Annotated in this window: 1 protein-coding gene; it reads right to left on the bottom strand. The window is 39.2% G+C overall.

Translation table 11 applies throughout. From position 1 onward, the window contains the following. A partial coding sequence (locus tag HMPREF0027_RS11225) for an IS1595 family transposase (protein WP_005625459.1) occupies positions 1–793 on the bottom strand: 793 nt, incomplete at both ends.

Here is a 793-nt window from a genome sequence, read left to right on the forward strand (position 1 = left end):
CAAGACACAAACTTTCCAATCCGAATCTTGCCGTAGGTTTCTTATTTCCTTGCCAGTAACCTGTTAAATCTCGCGAAGGTCTGGTTTTCAAACAGCGTTTTAATATGTTGTCGAATTTATCTTTGTCCGACTGGTAACGAAAATCCTCACGCCATGCGGCTTCATTGGCGTAGTGCATCATATAGTTATTTCCCATCTTATGATAAACGCCCATAATCATTCTTCTAAATCGGGCAAAGAAGGATTCAGCTAGGTTATTGGTGATGCCGTCAATCGAACAATATTCTTGGGAATGATTTACGCGCCATAAGTCATAGTGAAACGCCAAACCATCATAAGCAGGGTTTTCATCAGCACAAATTGTAGATTTTGGTGTGACTAAGCGATGTGTTAAAGCAAGCATATCATCAGCATTTTCCTCTTTAACTAATGCAACGAGAGTGCGGTCGGCTCCGTTTATTATTTCCTGATTTGCGGCTTGTTGGCGGAAAACCACAACGCAGGATTTATCTTTACGTTGATGGCATTTCTTGCGTCTATCAATTCGGCGGTGTTTAAAATTCTTTGGGCAAAGGTAGTTATTCACATAACAACCATCAATATGAATAATGCCTGTGAGTGGTGTGTAATCTTGCGTTTTTTCGACTGCTTCACGAAATTTATGTAGTAATGCCCATGACGTTTTATATTGCACGCCAATATGACGAGATAAGTTAAGAGCAGAAATCCCTTTACTATTGATAGTAAAATAATAAACCGATAACAGTAGCTTTTTTAGGGAAAGTTTAGTGTG

The sequence above is a fragment of the Actinobacillus ureae ATCC 25976 genome (assembly GCF_000188255.1).
In the GTDB taxonomy this organism is placed as follows: Bacteria; Pseudomonadota; Gammaproteobacteria; order Enterobacterales; family Pasteurellaceae; genus Actinobacillus; species Actinobacillus ureae.